Source organism: Streptomyces sp. NPDC102360 (assembly GCF_044766085.1).
In the GTDB taxonomy this organism is placed as follows: Bacteria; Actinomycetota; Actinomycetes; order Streptomycetales; family Streptomycetaceae; genus Streptomyces.
Genome location: NZ_JBIWLG010000020.1, coordinates 28,262 through 46,069 on the forward strand (window position 1 = coordinate 28,262; position 17,808 = coordinate 46,069).

Consider the following 17,808-nt stretch of genomic DNA (forward strand, 5'->3'; position numbering starts at 1 on the left):
AGGCCGGGGCTCCGCCCCGCACCCCGCTGCTCAATCGCCGCAGGGGCTTGAAATGCCCACTCACCGGCGGGGCTTGATCTATCAAGCCCCGCCGGCGTTTGAGGCGCGGGGTCCGGGGCGGAGCCCCGTGGCGTGGGGGCGGTTGGCCGTTATGAGTCCAGGGCCTCGCGCCAGACGCGTACCGCGGTCGATGACACCGGGGCCGACCAACCCGCGGGGCGGCTCGCTCCGCCGATGTGGAAGGCCGAGACACCCGCCGCCCGCAGGGCCGGCAGGTGGTCGAGGCGGAGGCCCCCGCCCACCAGGAGCTGCTGCGCGTAACCCGGCTCACCCGAAACCGTGCGGGACGCCTCCGCGAGAAGCACATCGAGCCCCGCGTCCACCCCACCCGCCGAACCCGCGGTGAGGTACGTGTCGAGCCCCGGCAGATCGGCGAGCTGCTTACGGAGCGCGTCGCGATCGGCGGCCCGGTCGATGGCCCGGTGGAACGTCCAGCGGCAGCCGTCGAGTTCGGCCACGACCGACTCCACCGCCGCCAGGTCGGGACCACCCTGCTCGTCGAGGAACCCGAGCACGAACTCGTCCGCGCCCGCCGCCCGCAGCGCCCGCGCGGCACGTACGAGAGCGGAGACGTCCCCCGCCGCGAACCCGTCGGCGAGTCGCAGCATCACGCGCAGCCGGATGTCCACAGCGGCGCGGATCGCCGTGAACGTCTCCACGGCCGGCGTAAGCCCGTCCGCGGCCATGTCCGTGACCAGCTCGAGCCGGTCCGCACCTCCGGCCTGAGCGGCGACCGCGTCCTCGGCGTCGAGGGCGATCACCTCCAGGAGTGCACGCTCGCTCATGAGGCTCCAGACAGGTCTAGTCCATTGATCCGCGGCGCTCACTTTACGCCGCGGGCACCGCGAGCGCGAGCACTCCCCGCCGCGCGCCCGCACCCCTTGCGCAAGGTACCCCCAGGGGGTATAACTGGATCACGTGATGAGGTACCCATAGGGGGTACTCGGAGCGTACTCGGACCCACCCCGCAATCGAGGAGGCACCATGTCGGCGCAGACCGTCGTCCCGCCCGAACAGGTGGAACTCGCGATCGGCGGCATGACCTGCGCGTCGTGCGCCGCCCGTATCGAGAAGAAGCTGAACCGCATGGACGGCGTCGAGGCGACCGTCAACTACGCGACCGAGAAGGCCAAGGTCAGCTACGCGGACGGGGTGGAGGTCGCGGACCTCATCGCCACGGTCGAGGCCACCGGGTACTCGGCGCAGCAGCCCGCGCCCCCGACCGCCCCGGTGCCCGATGCGGAGGGAAGCGGGGACGCGGAGGGCGAGGTGGAGAGCCACGAGCTCCGGACGCTGCGGGAGCGGCTGATCACTGCCGTCGTGCTCGCCGTGCCCGTCGTCGCGATGTCGATGATCCCGGCCCTCCAGTTCGAGTACTGGCAGTGGCTGTCCCTGACCCTCGCCGCGCCCGTCGTCGTGTACGCGGCCTGGCCCTTCCACAAGGCCGCCTTCACCAACGCGCGGCACGGCGCCGCCACCATGGACACCCTGGTCTCGGTCGGGGTCTCCGCCGCGTTCCTGTGGTCGCTGTGGGCGCTGTTCTTCGGTACGGCCGGCATGCCCGGCATGACGCACCCCTTCGAGCTGACCATCGCCCGCACCGACGGCGCGGGGAACATCTACCTGGAGGCCGCCGCCGGCGTCACCGCGTTCATCCTCGCGGGCCGCTACTTCGAGGCGCGCTCCAAGCGGAAGGCGGGCGCCGCGCTCAGGGCGCTGCTGCACCTGGGCGCCAAGGACGTGACCGTCGTACGCGGCGGTGGGCGCGAGGAGACCATCCCCGTAAGCGAGTTGAAGGTCGGGGACCGGTTCGTGGTGCGGCCCGGGGAGAAGATCGCCACCGACGGTGCCGTGGTCGAGGGTTCCTCCGCCGTGGACGCCTCCATGCTCACCGGCGAGTCCGTACCGGTCGAGGTCGCGGTCGGGGACGCGGTCACGGGCGCCACGCTGAACGTGGGCGGGCGGCTCGTCGTCGAGGCCACCCGCGTCGGCGCCGACACCCAGCTCGCCCGGATGGCGAAGCTCGTCGAGGACGCGCAGAACGGCAAGGCCGCCGCCCAGCGCCTCGCCGACAAGATCTCAGCGGTGTTCGTGCCGGTCGTCATCGCGCTCTCGCTCGTCACACTCGCCGGGTGGCTGCTCAGCGGGGCGGGTCTGACGGCGGCCTTCACCGCGGCGGTCGCGGTCCTGATCATCGCCTGCCCGTGCGCCCTCGGCCTCGCGACGCCCACCGCCCTCATGGTCGGCACCGGTCGCGGCGCCCAGCTCGGCGTACTGATCAAGGGCCCGGAGGTCCTGGAGACCACCCGCAAGGTCGACACGATCGTCCTCGACAAGACCGGAACCGTGACGACGGGCCGGATGACCCTGCTCGCGGCGCACACCGCCGAAGGCGTCTCGCGCGCCGAAGCGCTGCGCCTGGCGGGCGCGTTGGAGCACGCCTCCGAGCACCCGATCGCGCAGGCCGTGGCGGCGGGGGCGGCGGCCGAGGCCGGGGCGCTGCCTACGCCCGAGGACTTCGTGAACGTCGCCGGGCTCGGCGTCCAGGGCGTCGTGGACGGGCACGCGGTGCTCGTCGGGCGCGAGGCGCTGCTCGCGCAGTGGGAGATCAAGCTGCCCGAGTCGCTCGCGAAGGCCAAGGCGGAGGCCGAGGAGGCCGGGCGTACGGCGATCGCCGTGGCCTGGGACGGCGAGGCGCGCGCGGTCCTCGAAGTCGCCGACGCGGTGAAGGAGACCAGCGCGGAGGCCGTCCGGCGGCTGCGCGGGCTCGGGCTCCGGCCGGTGCTGCTGACCGGGGACAACGAGGCGGTGGCCCGTTCCGTGGCGGCGGAGGTCGGCATCACGGATCCGGCGGACGTCATCGCGGAGGTGCTGCCGCAGGACAAGGTCGACGTCGTCAAGCGCCTTCAGGGCGAGGGGCGTTCGGTGGCCATGGTCGGCGACGGCGTCAACGACGCGGCGGCGCTCGCGCAGGCGGACCTGGGGCTTGCGATGGGCACGGGGACGGATGCGGCGATCGAGGCGGGGGACCTCACGCTCGTACGGGGTGATCTGCGGGCGGCGGTCGACGCGATTCGGCTGTCGCGGCGGACGCTGGGGACGATCAAGGTGAACCTGTTCTGGGCGTTTGCCTACAACGTGGCGGCGATTCCGCTGGCCGCGGCGGGGTTGCTGAGTCCGATGATCGCGGGGGCGGCGATGGCGTTTTCGTCGGTGTTCGTGGTGGGGAACAGTCTGCGGTTGCGGGGGTTCCGGGGGAGTTTCTAGGCGCGCGGCGGCGGGGCTTTAAAGATCGGGGCGCTGCCCCGGACCCCGCTGGCTCTCGTCACAAGAGCGGGGCTTGAAAGGCCGGCTCAATCGGGGCAGAGCCTTGGTGGTTGAAATAGGGTCACTTGTCGTGATTGACCGTGTGCGTGTTGCTGGTCCTTTTCTTCTTCTCGTTGTCTCCGTCATCGCCCTCCTCGGGCTCTGCGTCCTCCAGTCCGCCCCCATGGCGGACGTGGTCGTCTATCGGGCCGAGGGGGGTGCGGTGCTTGCGGGTGGGAGGGATCTTTATGGGTTCGCCGTGACGGAGTGGGGGCTGCCGGCGACCTATCCGCCGTTCGCGGCGTTGCTGTTCGCGCCGATGGCGTGGGTGTCGCTGCCGGTGCTCAAGGGCGTCTTCCTCCTCGGCAACATCGCGCTGGTCGTGGTCCTGGTCCGGCTGTCCTGCCGGCTCGCGGGGCTGTGGGTGTCGCGGGCGGCGGTGTGCGCGGTCGCGGCGCTCGCGCTGTGGCTCGAACCGGTCTTCCAGACGGTGCTGTTCGGGCAGATCAACCTCGCCCTCGCCTGCCTCATCCTGTGGGATCTGACGCGGCCGCCCGGCGCGCCCGGCAAGGGCCTCGCGCTCGGCATCGCCACCGGCATCAAGCTCACGCCCGCGATCTTCATCGTGTACCTGTGGCTGACGGGGAGGCGGCGGGAAGCGGCCTGCGCGGTCGGCGGGTTCGTCGGCACCGTCGCGGTGGGTGCGCTCGTACTGCCGTACGCCAGTGGGCAGTTCTGGGCGCGGCGGCTCTACGAGACGGGGCGGGTCGGCAAGGCGTGGATCGTGGACAACCAGTCCTTGCAGGGGCTGGTCGCGAGGGTGCTGCACACCGCCGAGCCGGGGTTGTTGTGGGCGGTGCCGGCCGGGGGCGTCGCGGTGGTGGGGCTGTACGTGGCGTGGCGCGTCCAGGGGCCCCGCGGGGTGGTGCTCGCGGCGTTCACCGCGCTGCTCGTCTCACCCATCAGCTGGTCGCACCACTGGGTGTGGTGCGTGCCGCTGATCGCGGTGGTGTGGGCGGAGGGCCGACGGCGTACGGCGTGGGGGCTCGCGGCCCTCTTCACGGCCCGCACGATGTGGCTGCTGCCGCACGAGGGGGCTCTTGACCTGCAACTCCCTTGGTGGCAACAGCCGTTGGCGTCCCCGTACGCCCTGGCCGGCTGCGCCGTGCTCTGGGCCTACCGCCCTGCGCACGCTGCACCGGGGCGCCGCCTTGCCCACCCTGCCGCCCAAGGCGGCAGATTGCCCAAGGCGGCGACGGCCGACCGTAGCCGATCAAGCCCCTGCGGCGATTGAGCAGCGGGGTCCGGGGCGGAGCCCCGTGGCCGGGGGACGGTCGACCGTAACGGGGGCGGGTCAGCTCTCCGCGAGGAGTTCGTCCGCGTCGACGATTCGGTAGGCGTAGCCCTGCTCCGCCAGGAAACGCTGGCGGTGCGCCGCGAAGTCCTGGTCGATGGTGTCGCGGGCGACGACCGAGTAGAAGCGGGCCTCGTGGCCGTCGGCCTTCGGGCGCAGAACGCGGCCCAGCCGCTGCGCCTCCTCCTGGCGCGAGCCGAACGTGCCGGACACCTGGATCGCGACCGTCGCCTCCGGCAGGTCGATGGAGAAGTTCGCGACCTTGGAGACCACCAGGACGTTGATCTCGCCCTGCCGGAACGCCTCGAAGAGCTTCTCGCGCACCGCGTTCGTCGTCTCACCCTTGATGACGGGCACGTCCAGGTGCTCACCCAGCTCGTCGAGCTGGTCGATGTACTGGCCGATGACGAGCGTCTGCTCACCCTTGTGCTTGTGGACCAGCGCCTCCGTCACCTTCTGCTTCGTGGCCGTCGTCGCACAGAACCGGTACTTCTCCTCGGCCTCGGCGGTGGCGTAGGCGAGCCGCTCGGAGTCCGTCAGGTTCACCCGGACCTCGACGCAGTCGGCGGGCGCGATGTAGCCCTGCGCCTCGATCTCCTTCCACGGAGCGTCGAACCGCTTGGGGCCGATGAGCGAGAAGACGTCGGACTCGCGGCCGTCCTCGCGTACGAGGGTCGCGGTCAGGCCGAGGCGGCGGCGGGCCTGGAGGTCGGCGGTGAACTTGAAGACCGGCGCGGGCAGCAGGTGCACCTCGTCGTAGACGACCAGGCCCCAGTCGCGGGAGTCGAACAGCTCCAGGTGCGGATACACACCCTTCCGCTTCGTCGTCAGAACCTGGTACGTGGCGATGGTGACCGGGCGGATCTCCTTCTTCGTACCGCTGTACTCGCCGATCTCCTCCTCGGTCAGCGACGTCCGCCTGATCAGCTCGTGCTTCCACTGACGGGCCGAGACGGTGTTCGTGACGAGGATGAGCGTGGTCGCCTTCGCCTCGGCCATGGCCCCGGCGCCGACGAGCGTCTTGCCCGCGCCGCAGGGGAGGACGACGACACCGGAACCGCCGTGCCAGAAGTTCTCCACGGCCTGCTTCTGGTACGGGCGCAGGGACCACTCGGTCTCGTCGAGCGCGATCTCGTGCGCCTCGCCGTCCACGTACCCGGCGAGGTCCTCGGCCGGCCAGCCCAGCTTCAGCAGCGTCTGCTTGATCTGACCGCGCTCGGAGGGGTGCACGGCGACGGTGTCGGCGTCGATCCGGGCGCCGACCAGCGGCTGGACCCGCTTCGAGCGGAGGATCTCCTCAAGGACAGGACGGTCGGTGCTGGTGAGCACGAGGCCGTGCGCGGGGTGCTTGCTGAGCGTGAGGCGCCCGTAGCGGTCCATCGTCTCGGCGATGTCGACGAGCAGCGCGTGCGGCACGGGGTACCGGCTGAACTCCACCAGCGCGTCCACGACCTGCTCCGCGTCGTGCCCGGCGGCCCGCGCGTTCCACAGCCCGAGCGGCGTCACCCGGTAGGTGTGGATGTGCTCGGGAGCCCGCTCCAGCTCGGCGAACGACGCGATGGCCCGGCGGCAGGCGTCGGCCTTCTCGTGGTCGACCTCGAGGAGCAGGGTCTTGTCGCTCTGGACGATGAGTGGACCGTTCACGTACGCACTTCCTTCCGCACGGGCCAAACGTCCAGTGTGCCGCATCCCGGCAGGCGGGGGGCGTCACTGCTCCGAGAGCTCCGCCACCCCCGTCACGCGGTGCAGCGGATACGTGCGGACCTCGTCGGCGGTGTGGTCGTACGCCGTGACGAAGCCGCCCTCGACGCGGACGGGGGCGATGACGCGCTGGCTCGCGGCGCCCTCCGCGTTGACGTAGCCGATCCACAGGGCCTCGCCCGTGAGGACCGCGGCCTGCATCGTGGCGAGGGTCTCGGCGGATCCTGTGCGCGGCAGCTCGCCGTTGCCGGGGTGGGCGGGGGCCTGCTTGCGCGGGGCGGTGGAGGCGGCGTCGCCCGCGCGGATCGCCCGCAGCGCCGCCTCGACGAGGGTGTCGTCGGGCAGCGGCGGGCCGTCCGGGACCGGGTCGGGCGCGGTGCGGGGCGGCGTGCGGTGGGCGTGCGCGCGGGCGATCAGGACGTCGCCCTCGGGGGTCTCGGCGGCCGGGGCGAAGCCCATGGAGCGCAGGCCTTCGAGGAGCGTGCCGGGGTCGGCCTGGGCCGCGAGGACGGTCGGCGCGAGGCGGCGCAGGCGCAGTGGCGCGGACCGCTTGTCCGCCATGATCTCGCCGAGCACGGCGTCGTCGTCGCAGCGTACGTACGCGGAGGCGGCGCCGATCCGCAGGTGGCCGTGGCGGCGGGCGACGTCGTCGATGAGGTAGGCGAGGGGCTGCGGGACGGGTGTCCGGGAGTGTTCGGCGAGGAAGGCTTGCAGGTCGGACGCGGTGCGGCCGGAGTCGAGTGCGCGGCGTACGGAGCCCGGTGTGAAGCGGTAGACCGTGGCGCCGCCCTTCGACTCGATGTCCGCGAGGACGGAGAGGGCGTCTGCGAGGGGGCGTTCCAGGGGGCCGGGTGCGACTGCGGTGAGGTCGGCCTGGAGGAGGACGTGGTCGAGGGGTTCGGGGAGCAGCGGAGCGAGGAGCTTCGCGGCGCGGTCGGTCGCGGGGCTCTGCCCCGGACCCCGCGCCTCAATCGCCGGCGGGGCTTGATTTGCGAGGGGCTGGAGTAGGGATCGCCCGTGCGCGGACAGCGCTCCGCGGCCCGTGATGCCGAGGAGTTCGGCCTCCGTGAGGGTCCATTGGGCGAGGCGGGTGCGGAGGTCGAGGGCGGCGGGGGAGGGGCGTTCCCAGGTGAGGCGTTCGATCACCGAGTCGGGCTCGGGGGAGGAGCCCTCCGGCAGCTCGTCGTGCAGCAGGGCGAGCACCCGGCCCCGTACCTCGGGAGCCGCCGAACGGTCCAGGTGCGGGCCGAGGGCGGACAGCGTTCTGTCCTTGCCGTCACGGCCGCCCACCAGGCCCGCCGTGCGGGTCGCGGGCAGCCACGCGGCCGCGAGCCGTCCCCAGCGCTCGGCGGGCGGCAGCAGTACCCACTCGTCGTACGCGGGCGTCGCGGCGTAGCGTTCGTCGGCCTCGCCGTCGGGTGCCAACAGGCCTGCTGCGTAAGCGAGTTCGACCCAGAAGGCGGCGGTCTGCTCGGTGCTGTCGAGGGCGACGGCGGTGCGCTTGAGGTCGCGGACGCTGAGGCCGCCCGCGCGGAGCACGGCGGGCCCGCCCTCGTCCCAGTCCTTCAGCAGCTCCTCGACGGTCGTCACCGCCGTGTACGCCTCGGCCGCCGCCGTCGCGTCCACAACCTGTGGACGGTGCGCCGCCTTCTCCCGCAGGGGTGGTGCGAGCGGTTCGAGTGTCCGGTGGGCGCGGCCGCCGCGCAGGTGCAGCGCCGTCTCGCGCGGCAGCACCACGGTGCCGGGGTTGGTCGGCACGAGCAGACCGCGGTCGAGCAACCACCGCAGGTGCGCCGCCGGTTGGGCCGTGACCTGGCCGTACGGCGGGCCCCAGACCAGCCGGTTCAGTACGTCGATGGCCTCGGTCGGCGCCTCGTCGAGCAGCGCCGACATGCGGGTCGGGTCGGTGAACAGGGCGGTGAGCGCGGCCACGGCGGAGACCGGATCGTGCGTCGACGGCAGGCCCGCCGCCGCGACGATCTCCTGCACGCGCCCCGGCGACATCCCCGACGTGACCTCGGCGACGGTGGGGCCGAGCCCGGTCGGGGACGGGTGCTGGGGGGTGGGCGCGAGCAGTTCGCGGGCGGTGCGGACGAGGCGCAGCTGGTCGTCGCCGCCCCAGGCGAGGGCCTGCCCACGGAGGGTGGCGACGGCGCGGGGGAGCGCGGCGACGGAGTCCTCGCCGGGGAGGAGGGTCTCCAGCGTGTCGTACGTCGTGGGGTCCGGGGCCACGGCGAGGGCCTGCGCCACTTGCTGCGTGTAGCGGTCCAGGCGCTCGAGCGCGCGGATGACCGAGGCGCGGGTGCCGGCGCGGGTGGCGAGCTGCGTCATGTCGTTCGGCACGGGGCCCAGCAGGTCCGGGCGGGCGCGCAGGAGCGCTGCGAGGGAACTGTCGTTGCGTGCGCGGAGCGCTTCCGCGAGGGAGCGGGGTGCTGCCGCGGTCGTCTGCTCGTCGCTGCTCATCGCACCACGTTAGCGGCCCGGGGCTCAATCGCCGCAGGGGCTGGTTCTCAGCCCCGCCGGCGATTGAGGCGCGGGGTCCGGGGCAGAGCCCCGGGACCGGGGGACGGACTCCCGGAAACATCCGCGATACCGTCGGAACGTCAACAGCGCCACCCCGGAGGGGACTTCGTGGGGATCGAGAGTGATCAGATCGTCTTCGACTACCTGAGCAAGGTCGGAGACCTGGCCCAGTCACGGCAACTCCCGTCATCGACCCGCATGCGCCTCGTCGCCGACCTCCGCTCCGAGATCGACAAACGCCGCGCAGCGGGCGGCGCCGAAAGCCCCGCCGCCGTGCGCAGGCTGATCGGCCGGATCGGCACGCCGGACCAGATCGTCGCCGGGGCGAAGGACGGCGACGGCACCTTCGACTTCGGCGCCGCGGGTCCCACGCCCGACGAGCCCGGGCAGGGCAGGGGCACGCTCGGCCGGATCGTGCCGAAGGCCCGCGTACGCCGCAGGGCGACGCCGGCCGAGTCACCCGTCGAAGCGGACGCGGACGACGGGCCGACGCCCGTGCACCTCGCGGGGACCGACGAACTGGGCACGGTCGAGGCCGCCGACTGGTGGCGCGCCGGGGGCGGCATACCGGGTACCGAGGTCGACGACGTGCCGGGGTTCGTCGGAGGCATAGAGATACCGGACATCCTCAAGCCGCCGGGAGCGGGCCGCGGTCCCGACCTCCGTAAGCGCCCGATCCCCGAACCGGCCAGGGCCGAGGACGAGTACGAAGAGGACGCATACGAAGAGGACGAGTACGAGGAGGACGACGAGTCCGGCCCCGGCAGGACCCGCCGCCTCTTCCGGCCCCGCGGCGTGGCCGGCCGCGTCCCCCGCGCCTCCTTCGGCCGCTCCTTCAACCAGCCCTTCCTGCTGCTCGCCGCCCTCGCCCTGGTCGTCGGCGCCGTACTCGGCAACATCCTCGTGCTGCTGATCGGCTGGGCCGTCGTCTACCTGTCCCGGCAGCTGACCATCGGGCAGAAGAAGTGGGCGGTGTTCGGCCTGCCGGGGCTCGCCGCGCTCAGCGGCATCGTCTGGTTGTGGGGGCGTGGCGACGGGCGTTGGGGCGATCCGATCGCCGACGGCCGGCTGAGCGGCGCGCTCGACGAGACGTGGCCGTGGGTGCTGCGCTGCGCGGCGTTCGCCTCGGCGCTCTACCTGGTGTGGCGGGCCCGCTCACCACGGCTCTGAGGCCTGTCACGCCTCACCGCGCCAGATCCGACTCCAGCTCCGAAAGGATCTGGTTGGCCGCCGTGTAGCCGACGCCCTGGGCCCACAGGTCGTCGTCGACGGTGTAGACCCGGCTGTCCCGCACCGCCCTGATGCCGCGCCACTGACCGCTCGTCGTCGCCTCCGCGACCTTGGCAAGGCCCGGATTCCCGTACGTGGACGTGAAGATGGCGTCCGCGTCCGCCTCGCCGATCCGCTCGGGCCCCACCTCGTACGCGATCCCGCCCCTGGCCTGCTTGGTGATCGCGGGGCGGCCGAGGCCCACGTCGGACAGGACCGTGGCGGTGGGCGTCCGGCTGCCGGAGATGCGGATGTCGGAGCCCGCGACGAACCGGACGACGTTGACCTCGGTCCGCGCCGCGGCGCCCGCCCCGCCCATGGCCTTGGTGACCGTGGCGACGTGTTCCTTGTACGTGGCCGCGACCTGCTTCGCCCGCGTCTTCTCGCCGAGCGCGTCGGCGTGCACGAGGAAGTTCCGCTTCCACGCGTCGTCGGCGGACCCGGTGAGGACGGTGGGGGCGAGGGCGGTGAGCTGTTTGTAGCGCCGGCCGTCGTGGGCCTTGTCGCCGATGATCAGGTCGGGCTTCAGCGCGGCGATCTTCTTGAGATCGGGGCTGCCGCTCTCGCCGACCTCGGCGATGCCCTTGGTCTTCGCCGCGGGCAGGTACGAGAGGAAGGGCTGTCCGGCGCCGGCCCGGGTGGCGCCCACGGGCCGCACACCGAGCGTGATCGCCGAGTCGAGTCCTGCAGTGTTCAGGACGACCACGCGCTCGGGAAGGTTCTTGACCTTGACGTCGCCCATGGCGGTGCCGACCGTATGGCTGCCGGAGGCCTTCGCGGCGGGCTTGGCGGCGCCCCCGCCGTCGTCCGAGCTGCAGGCGGTGAGGGTGAGCGCGAGGGCGAGGGAGGCGCCGAGGGCGAGGCGGGTGTGGTTCATGGGGGCCCATGGTGCCCCTGGGATCGCCTTCGGGGAAGCCGTCACCGTGCGGGCAGAATGATCCCCATGGCTCCTCACACAGACCCCACGCCCACCGGCCCCACCGTCGGCTTCGATCTCGACATGACGCTGATCGACTCCCGGCCCGGCATCCGCGCCACCTGGGTCGCCCTGTCCGAGGAGACCGGGATGCGGATCGACGCGGATCTGATCGTCTCGCGCCTGGGCCCGCCGCTGACCGACGAGTTGGCGCACTGGTGCCCGCCGGAGCAGATCCCGGCGATGGCCGACCGTTACCGTGAGATGTATCCCACATACGGCATCGGGCCGACGCTGCTGATGGCGGGCGTGCGCGAGACCATAGCGGCCGTGCACGCGGCGGGCGGCCGGGCGATCGTCGTCACCGCCAAGTACGAGCCGAACGCCAAGCTGCACCTGGCGCACCTCGGCATCGACGCGGACGCCGTCATCGGCGATCTGTGGGCCGAGGGCAAGGGCCACGCGCTGCGCGAGCACGGCGCGAGCGTCTACGTCGGCGACCATGTCGGCGACGTACGCGGGGCACGCACCGCGGACGCCCTGTCCGTGGGCGTGACGACAGGGCCGTGCGACGCCGCCGAGCTGCGGGCGGCGGGCGCCGACGTGGTGCTGAACGACCTGACCGAGTTCCCGGCCTGGCTGGAGGGTTACGTCGCCGAGCGCGCCTGACGGCGTTGCGCGGCCACACCACGCAGCACGCCGGCCGCGGCGACGATGAACCCGACGCCCATCAGCATGCACACCGCATAGGAAATGGGCGGGAACGGGTCGGTGTGGAGGAACAGCGGCGCCATCGTGACGAGGGTGGCGATCGCCCCCACGATGAAGACGATGCCGCCGGCTTTCACGAGCCCGTCGCCGGGGCCGGTCTCGGCCACCGCGGAATTGGCTTGGGTTTTGTCACGCACCCCACCAGGGTAGTTCCCAGCGCAGAGGGACGAACACGGGCCGAGCACAGACGAGATCAGACCAGCGAGCGAACCCTCGGGCGACATCTTGTCACCGGGCCCGAGACCAATAGTCTTGGTGACGGCGGGTCGGGCCACGGCCCGCCGTCCTGCTATCCAGCCGCTTTATCCCAGCGTTTTCTTCTAGTACGAGGACGAGGACTTCACGTGCCTACCGGCAAGGTCAAGTGGTTCAACAGCGAGAAGGGCTTCGGCTTCCTCTCCCGCGACGACGGCGGCGACGTCTTCGTGCATTCCTCCGTACTTCCCGCAGGCGTGGACGCACTCAAGCCCGGCCAGCGGGTCGAGTTCGGGGTGGTCGCAGGACAGCGCGGCGACCAGGCGCTCTCCGTCACCGTCCTGGACCCGACCCCGTCGATCGCGGCGGCACAGCGCCGCAAGCCGGACGAACTGGCCTCGATCGTCCAGGACTTGACGACGCTGCTGGAGAACATCACACCGATGCTGGAACGCGGCCGTTACCCGGAGAAGACGGCGGGCAAAAAGATCGCGGGCCTGCTGCGTGCGGTGGCGGACCAGTTGGACGTCTGAGCCTTTCAGCCCCTGCGGGCGGGTGGGCGCCATATCAAGCCCCTGCGGCGTTTGAGCAGGCCTTTCAAGCCCTTGCGGGCGGTTGATCTATTGAGCCCCTGCGGCGATTGAGCAGCGGGGTCTGGGGCAGAGCCCCAGGCCTCAGCTCCGTGGGGGCCCACCGTTACGGGAAAGCCAGCGCGTCCGGGCCAAGGGCCGGCACCAGGCCCTCCGCGGCGGCCCGGGTCAACAGCCCGCGGATCGCCGCATACCCGTCCTCCCCGAGGTCGGCCGTGAACTCGTTGACGTACAGCCCGATGTGCTGGTCGGCGACGGCCGGATCCATCTCCTGCGCGTGCGCCATGACGTACGGCCGGCTGGCCTCGGGCTCGTCCCAGGCCATCCGCACCGAGGCGCGCACGGCATCCGCGTACGAACGCAGCTTGTCGGCGCCCAGGTCGCGGCGGGCGATGATCGCACCGAGCGGAATCGGCAGCCCGGTGGTCGCCTCCCAGTGCTCACCCATGTCGGCAAGCTTGTGCAGGCCATAGTTCTGATACGTGAAACGCGCCTCGTGGATGACGAGCCCGGCGTCGATCTTGCCGTCGCGCACCGCGGGCATGATCTCGTGGAACGGCATGACGACGATCTCGCCGACCCCGCCACCGGGCACCACGTCCGCGGCCCAGAGCCGGAACAGCAGATACGCGGTGGAGGTCTCGCTCGGCACCGCGACGCGCTTGTCGGACAGGTCCACGCCCGCCTCGCGGGTGAGGACCAGCGGGCCGCAACCGCGCCCGAGCGCACCGCCGCACGGCAGCAGCGCGTAGTCGTCGAGGACGTACGGCAGGACCGCGTACGAGACCTTGAGGAGCTCGTAGGCGTCCTCGCGGCGTTCGGCGACGCCGTTGGTGATGTCGATGTCGGCGAAGGTCACGTCGAGCGCGGGGGCGCCGGGGACGCGGCCGTGGGCCCAGGCGTCGAAGACGAAGGTGTCGTTCGGGCAGGGCGAGAAGGCGATGCGTGCCGTGGTGGTGGCGGTGTCGGTCATGTGTTCTTCCAACTCTCCAGTACGGGCGCGGTCTTCCCGAAGGCGGAGGCCAGCGCGGCGAGTGCGTCACCGATGCGCCAGGCGTCGCGGTCGCGGGGACCGACGGCGTTGGAGACGGCACGTATCTCGGCCACCGGCACGCCGTGCGCGGCGGCGGCCTCCGCGACCCCGAAGCCCTCCATCGCCTCGGCCACGGCGCCCGGGTGGCGCTGCGCGAGCAGCGCGGCGCGGTCGGCGGTGCCGGTCACCGTGGAGACGGTGAGCACGGTGCCGACCGTGGCGGAGGCGGCCGACGCGAGGTCCCGTACGAGGGACTCCGGGGGCGTGTGGGTGACGGTGCCGAAACCGAGTCCGGTGACGGGGACGAAACCCTCGGCGGTCTCGGCGCCCAGGTCGGCGACGGTGATCGCGTCCGCGACCAGGACCGCGCCGGGCGCGGCCGTGAAGCCGCCGCCGATGCCGGCCGAGACGACCAGCGTGTACGGGTTGCCCGCGAGTTCGGCCCTGGTGAGCGCGGTCGCGGTGCCGGCCGCGGCGGCCGCGGGGCCCACGCCGACCGCTACGACATCAAGGGCGGGGTGGTCGTGCAGCGCGCCCGCCACCGCGTCCCGTTCGGCCGGGACGGCGGTGGCTACGAGTACGCGTGCGGTGTTCGTCAGGAGTCCTTCTCGAGCTTGAACGACCACAGGCCGTACGCCTTGGAGTTGCCGCCGGCCAGGATCGTGACGGTGGTCGCGGAACCGGAGGCGCCGTACTGCTGGTTGAAGAAGACGCTGCCCGGAACCGTGCGGTACGTCTTCTTGCTGGAGTCCGTGAGCGGCTGGCCGTTCATCAGGAGCGTCCAGCCCTTGTCCGCGATCTCCGGGTCGACGCCGAAGCGGACCGTGGCGTCCGGGTCCACCTTGATGGACTTGGCGTCCTTCGCGTCCTTCAGGCAGCCCTGCAACGAGGTCGGCTTGAGGGCGTCGCCGTCGTTGTAGCAGCTGGCCTCAGAGTTCACCGAGTTGCGGTCCACCGTGACGGTGGCCATCGGAGTCGGCTTGTCACAGGCGGAGAGGACGAGCAGTCCGGCGCCGACAACACCGACGGCGGCAGCGGCGCGGCGGTGGCGCTGGGCGAAACGCTGGGAGGTCATGGCGGAAGGCTATCTGGCGCCACCGCTCCCGCTCCGAGTGGGGGAGCGGGTGTCGCGTTTGCACCGTGAGGCCGGCCTCACGCCACGCGTGCCCGGCGGGTGGGCCCGGAGTGGCGTGCCGACGCCAGCAATCCGCGCACCGTGGAGAGCCAGCCCGCCGCCACGATGGCCGCCGCGACACACAGCCCGAGCACCCCGTTCAGCGGCAGCACGATCCCGATCGCCCCGCCCACCACCCACGCCATCTGCAACAACGTCTCCGAGCGCGCGAACGCCGACGTGCGCACCGCCTCCGGGACGTCCCGCTGGAGCGTCGCGTCGAGGGACAGCTTGGCCAGCGCCTGCGCGAACCCGGCGACCGCGCCCAGACACGCCGTCATGAGCGCGCTGAAGAAGAGGGCGGACAGGACGGCCACGCCGAGCACCACCGCGAGCACCGTCACGATGATGACCTCGGGGGCCCGCGCCTTCAGCCACGCCCCGACCGCCGTGCCCAGCGCGTTCCCCGCCCCCGCCGACACGCCCACCAGGGCGAGCGAGACGGCCGCGCTCTGGCCTGGCAGCGGATGCTCGCGCAGCAGGAACGCCAGGAAGAAGATGAGGAAGCCGGACAGACAGCGCAGCGTGGCGTTGGCGGCGAGGGCGTGGGTGACGGCGGGGCCGACCGTCCGCAGTCCGGGCCTGCGCTGCCCCCGCTTCTTCGCGGGACCGTGCAGATGCTCCTCGTCCGCCGCGAGCAGCGCCTTGCTCTCGCCCCGCGCCGAGTCCACCTTGTGCGGCATCGAGTACGACAGGAAGGCCCCGCACACGTACAGCACGAACGCCCCGTACAGCGGCCAGCGCGGGCCGAGCGCCTGGAGTCCCGCCCCGACCGGCGCCGCCGCGCCCGTGGCGAGCAGCCCGCCGAGCGTGACCCGCGAGTTCGCCTTCACCAGCGAGAAGCGGGGTGGGAGCAGGCGCGGCACGACCGCCGAGCGCACCACCCCGTACGCCTTCGACGCGACGAGGACGCCGAGCGCCGCCGGATACAGCTGGAGTCCGCCGCCCGCCACGGCGCCCGCGAGGACGAGGGCGAGCAGCGCCCGCGCCAGCATCGACGCGGCCATCGCGGCGCGCCGCCCGTGCGGCAGCCGGTCGAGCAGCGGCCCGATGACGGGGGCGAGGAGCGTGAAAGGCGCCATGGTGATCGCGAGATACAGGGCGACACGGCCGCGCGCCTCGTCCGTGGGCACGGAGAAGAACACCGTCGAGGCGAGGGCGACCGTGATCATGACATCGCCCGCACCGTTCACCGCGTGCAGCTCGATGAGCTTCCCGAGCCCCGACTCGCCCGCGCCGTGCGCGTGTGTCGCTTTGCGGATACCGCGTGCGGTGCCGGTGAAAGGGAGGTGCAGGGCGCGGCCGATTTTGCGAAGGGGGCTCGGCGCGTCCGACGCGCGCGACGACGAACCCGACGACGACTTGAACGACGACCTACCGGCAGCCACGCAGCCAATGGTGCCTCTTGTTCGGCCGTACTAGTGCCGTTATGGACACGCTGGTCGGCTTTCCGGCCAGGTGCGGCTCGTACGTCGGTGTGGGCCCAGGGCGTCAGAGGAGGTAGCGTGCGTAGCGCGCCCGCGGCGGTTGTTCTCGGCCGCGCGCCTCTCGGCCATCCCGCAGAATGGATGGCGTAGGCGCGCCCGGAACGTCGGGCGCGGACGTCGACGCGGTCCCCCGGTCCGCTCCGTCCGCGCTCCCGCACACAGGACGGCGCACTCGTGAGACGGCGTAGGAGAGAAGCGATACCTGTGAGCGCAGCGACAACGCGAAGCCGCACCCCGGACCGCCTGTGCGCCGAGGCGGTGGACATCGCCCGGGCCGCGGCCGAGGAGGCCGCCGCACCAGGGGTGGTCGGCGAGCACGTCGAAACGGTCGTCGAGGGCGACCGCGTCGTCACGCACCTCTTCGAGTGCAAGGAATTCGGCTACCGGGGCTGGCGCTGGGCCGTCACCGTGGCCCGTGCCTCCCGTGCCAAGTACGTCACGCTCGACGAGACCGTGCTGCTGCCGGGTCCCGATGCCCTCCTCGCCCCCGAGTGGGTGCCGTGGAGCGAGCGGCTGCGCCCCGGCGACCTCGGGCCCGGCGATCTGCTGCCGACCGAGGCCGACGATCTGCGCCTGGAGCCCGGCTACACCGGCGACGACGGGCCGCCGCCGAACTCTCCCGTGTCCGAGGACATGGCGGAGCTCGTCGAGGCGGAGGACGCCGAGATCACCGAGGGCCCCGTGGGGGCGCTGCCGGTGACCCCCACCCGTGGCTCGATCGCGGCGGTCGCCGAGGAGCTGGGCATGCGCCGGGCGCGGGTGCTCTCCCGGTACGGGCTGCATGTCGCGGCCGACCGCTGGGAGGACTCCTTCGGGGCGAAGACCCCGATGGCGCAGGCGGCCCCCGCCACCTGTGTCTCCTGCGGGTTCCTCGCGAAGATCGGCGGCTCGCTCGGCCAGGCCTTCGGAGTCTGTGCCAACGAGTTCTCCTCCGCGGACGGCCGGGTCGTGTCCCTGTCGTACGGCTGCGGTGGCCACTCCGAGGCGGCCGTCATGCCGAAGGCCCCGAGGCCGGCGCCGCCGGTGATCGACGAGACGGTGGTCGACACGTTCCCGCTCCGCGTGGAACCGGACGCCGGCTCGGTCGGAGCGGTGGCCTCCGGCGGTGGCGACGACGACCTGGGCCACTCGTAAGTCCTGCCGGACGGGCCTGCTCAATCGCCGCAGGGGCTTGATGATGCGGGCCTGCTCAATCGCCGCAGGGGCTTGATGATGCGGGCCTGCTCAATCGCCGCAGGGGCTTGATCGCCTCAATCGCCGGCGGGGCTGGATTGTCTCAAGCGTCGGCGGGGCTTGATAGATCAAGCCCCGCCGGCGATTGAGGCGATCTTTTCAGCCCCGCCGGCGTTTGAGGCGCGGGGTCCGGGGCGGAGCCCCGAGGGCGTAACGCCGGTGCGGCCGCATGCTCCCGGCGCTACGGGGAACCCTG

15 protein-coding genes are annotated in these 17,808 nt (G+C 72.3%); 6 read left to right on the forward strand and 9 right to left on the reverse strand.

Features of this window, described 5'->3' with window-relative positions:
- Positions 1 to 149: 149 nt before the first annotated feature.
- Entirely contained in the window at positions 150 to 845 is a 696-nt protein-coding gene (locus ACIRHA_RS41040; protein ID WP_403856603.1) for a copper homeostasis protein CutC, read from the reverse strand.
- A gap of 199 nt (positions 846 to 1,044) precedes the next feature.
- Between ACIRHA_RS41040 and ACIRHA_RS41045 the strand changes: the two genes are divergently transcribed.
- Together ACIRHA_RS41045 and ACIRHA_RS41050 are read left to right on the forward strand one after the other, a co-directional pair.
- Positions 1,045 to 3,327 (forward strand): heavy metal translocating P-type ATPase, encoded by a 2,283-nt coding sequence (locus tag ACIRHA_RS41045; RefSeq protein ID WP_403856605.1) that lies wholly within the window; start codon positions 1,045 to 1,047, stop codon positions 3,325 to 3,327.
- Between the two features lie 223 nt (positions 3,328 to 3,550).
- Positions 3,551 to 4,660: a glycosyltransferase 87 family protein gene (locus tag ACIRHA_RS41050; RefSeq protein WP_403856607.1), complete on the forward strand. Its 1,110-nt coding sequence runs from the start codon at positions 3,551 to 3,553 to the stop codon at positions 4,658 to 4,660.
- A gap of 60 nt (positions 4,661 to 4,720) precedes the next feature.
- On the opposite strand, the gene ACIRHA_RS41055 is transcribed toward ACIRHA_RS41050, so the two are convergent.
- A complete protein-coding gene (locus tag ACIRHA_RS41055) occupies positions 4,721 to 6,364 on the reverse strand; it encodes a DNA repair helicase XPB (RefSeq protein WP_403856609.1) in 1,644 nt (547 codons plus the stop codon).
- A 63-nt stretch (positions 6,365 to 6,427) separates the two neighbouring features.
- Entirely contained in the window at positions 6,428 to 8,884 is a 2,457-nt protein-coding gene (locus tag ACIRHA_RS41060; RefSeq protein ID WP_403856611.1) for a helicase-associated domain-containing protein, read from the reverse strand.
- 168 nt (positions 8,885 to 9,052) lie between these two features.
- Between ACIRHA_RS41060 and ACIRHA_RS41065 the strand changes: the two genes are divergently transcribed.
- A complete protein-coding gene (locus ACIRHA_RS41065; protein WP_403856613.1) occupies positions 9,053 to 10,114 on the forward strand; it encodes an HAAS signaling domain-containing protein in 1,062 nt (353 codons plus the stop codon).
- A gap of 13 nt (positions 10,115 to 10,127) precedes the next feature.
- Here ACIRHA_RS41065 and ACIRHA_RS41070 read toward each other — a convergent pair whose 3' ends face one another.
- A complete protein-coding gene (locus ACIRHA_RS41070; protein WP_403856615.1) occupies positions 10,128 to 11,090 on the reverse strand; it encodes an iron-siderophore ABC transporter substrate-binding protein in 963 nt (320 codons plus the stop codon).
- A gap of 66 nt (positions 11,091 to 11,156) precedes the next feature.
- On the opposite strand from ACIRHA_RS41070, the gene ACIRHA_RS41075 reads away from it, so the two are divergent.
- Positions 11,157 to 11,798 (forward strand): HAD family hydrolase, encoded by a 642-nt coding sequence (locus tag ACIRHA_RS41075; RefSeq protein WP_403856617.1) that lies wholly within the window; start codon positions 11,157 to 11,159, stop codon positions 11,796 to 11,798.
- Here the strand turns inward: ACIRHA_RS41075 and ACIRHA_RS41080 are convergent.
- Positions 11,777 to 12,037 (reverse strand): hypothetical protein, encoded by a 261-nt coding sequence (locus ACIRHA_RS41080; protein WP_351343289.1) that lies wholly within the window; start codon positions 12,035 to 12,037, stop codon positions 11,777 to 11,779. The genes ACIRHA_RS41075 and ACIRHA_RS41080 overlap by 22 nt on opposite strands.
- A 207-nt stretch (positions 12,038 to 12,244) precedes the next feature.
- On the opposite strand from ACIRHA_RS41080, the gene ACIRHA_RS41085 reads away from it, so the two are divergent.
- The gene (locus tag ACIRHA_RS41085; protein WP_403856619.1) at positions 12,245 to 12,628 is read left to right on the forward strand and encodes a cold-shock protein; all 384 of its coding nucleotides are present in this window, start codon (positions 12,245 to 12,247) and stop codon (positions 12,626 to 12,628) included.
- Positions 12,629 to 12,791: 163 nt separating this feature from the next.
- On the opposite strand, the gene ACIRHA_RS41090 is transcribed toward ACIRHA_RS41085, so the two are convergent.
- The 4 genes from ACIRHA_RS41090 to ACIRHA_RS41105 form a co-directional block, all read right to left on the reverse strand.
- A complete protein-coding gene (locus ACIRHA_RS41090; RefSeq protein WP_403856621.1) occupies positions 12,792 to 13,658 on the reverse strand; it encodes a 1,4-dihydroxy-6-naphthoate synthase in 867 nt (288 codons plus the stop codon).
- Positions 13,655 to 14,344: a futalosine hydrolase gene (locus ACIRHA_RS41095; RefSeq protein ID WP_403856623.1), complete on the reverse strand. Its 690-nt coding sequence runs from the start codon at positions 14,342 to 14,344 to the stop codon at positions 13,655 to 13,657. The genes ACIRHA_RS41090 and ACIRHA_RS41095 overlap by 4 nt, the downstream gene beginning before the upstream one ends.
- The gene (locus ACIRHA_RS41100; protein WP_403856625.1) at positions 14,314 to 14,793 is read right to left on the reverse strand and encodes a DUF2771 domain-containing protein; all 480 of its coding nucleotides are present in this window, start codon (positions 14,791 to 14,793) and stop codon (positions 14,314 to 14,316) included. Before ACIRHA_RS41100 ends, ACIRHA_RS41095 begins: the two co-directional genes overlap by 31 nt.
- A gap of 77 nt (positions 14,794 to 14,870) precedes the next feature.
- Positions 14,871 to 16,280, reverse strand: coding sequence for an MFS transporter (locus ACIRHA_RS41105; RefSeq protein ID WP_403856627.1), 1,410 nt, complete (start codon positions 16,278 to 16,280; stop codon positions 14,871 to 14,873).
- Between the two features lie 303 nt (positions 16,281 to 16,583).
- Between ACIRHA_RS41105 and ACIRHA_RS41110 the strand changes: the two genes are divergently transcribed.
- Positions 16,584 to 17,513 carry a DUF3027 domain-containing protein gene (locus tag ACIRHA_RS41110; RefSeq protein ID WP_403856629.1) on the forward strand — a complete coding sequence of 310 codons (930 nt, stop codon included), beginning with the start codon at positions 16,584 to 16,586 and terminating at the stop codon, positions 17,511 to 17,513.
- Positions 17,514 to 17,808 lie beyond the last annotated feature (295 nt).

Excerpts from the sequence above, each read along its gene's own strand:
- ACIRHA_RS41040 (WP_403856603.1), bottom strand. The coding sequence starts at position 845 with ATGAGCGAGCGTGCACTCCTGGAGGTGATCGCCCTCGACGCCGAGGAC.
- ACIRHA_RS41045 (WP_403856605.1), top strand. The coding sequence starts at position 1,045 with ATGTCGGCGCAGACCGTCGTCCCGCCCGAACAGGTGGAACTCGCGATC.
- ACIRHA_RS41050 (WP_403856607.1), top strand. The coding sequence starts at position 3,551 with ATGGCGGACGTGGTCGTCTATCGGGCCGAGGGGGGTGCGGTGCTTGCG.
- ACIRHA_RS41060 (WP_403856611.1), bottom strand. The coding sequence starts at position 8,884 with ATGAGCAGCGACGAGCAGACGACCGCGGCAGCACCCCGCTCCCTCGCG.
- ACIRHA_RS41070 (WP_403856615.1), bottom strand. The coding sequence starts at position 11,090 with ATGAACCACACCCGCCTCGCCCTCGGCGCCTCCCTCGCCCTCGCGCTC.
- ACIRHA_RS41075 (WP_403856617.1), top strand. The coding sequence starts at position 11,157 with ATGGCTCCTCACACAGACCCCACGCCCACCGGCCCCACCGTCGGCTTC.
- ACIRHA_RS41090 (WP_403856621.1), bottom strand. The coding sequence starts at position 13,658 with ATGACCGACACCGCCACCACCACGGCACGCATCGCCTTCTCGCCCTGC.
- ACIRHA_RS41100 (WP_403856625.1), bottom strand. The coding sequence starts at position 14,793 with ATGACCTCCCAGCGTTTCGCCCAGCGCCACCGCCGCGCCGCTGCCGCC.